Origin of the sequence: Sutterella massiliensis (assembly GCF_016899755.1) — a bacterium.
GTDB classification, from domain to species: Bacteria; Pseudomonadota; Gammaproteobacteria; order Burkholderiales; family Burkholderiaceae_F; genus Sutterella; species Sutterella massiliensis.
This window is the reverse complement of sequence record NZ_JACJJC010000321.1, coordinates 1-395: the sequence shown is the minus strand read 5'-3', so window position 1 is coordinate 395 and position 395 is coordinate 1. Positions and strand designations below refer to the sequence as shown.

The window sequence follows — 395 nt, the reverse complement described above, 5'->3', positions numbered from 1 at the left end:
ATCTTTTAGAGGAACGGACGAACGCCGGCCGCTTCTCTTCCCGTCATGGCGAATTGAGACAGCGCTCGAACGGATCCTCGTTCAAACGCGGAATCGGACATTCGGCGGGGACATTTGTCTGCCGCGCCGCGCTTGCTTCAGTGCCGAGTCCGGATCTGTGGCGATGGCGTTTGATTCTGTCGATTGCTCGCCGGTTGCGAGCCGAATGACGTCTCAAGCGCGAGGGCCGCTTCGCTTTTTGCCGCTTCCGTGCAATCGAAAGCAAACTCATAAATATGCATCCATATCCCGATACGCACCTTGCAACGGTACCGCCGCTTCTGCTCAAGTTTGAGAACGCATATGAGTCGCTCTCGAAACAGAACAAACGCGTCTGCGCGTTCATTCGCCGCAAT

1 protein-coding gene is annotated in these 395 nt (G+C 55.9%); it reads right to left on the bottom strand.

The window, feature by feature from the left end; translation table 11 throughout:
• Positions 1–137 precede the first annotated feature (137 nt).
• Positions 138–395: hypothetical protein (locus H6A60_RS12750; protein ID WP_205105233.1), on the bottom strand; the 258-nt coding region annotated here is incomplete at its 5' end.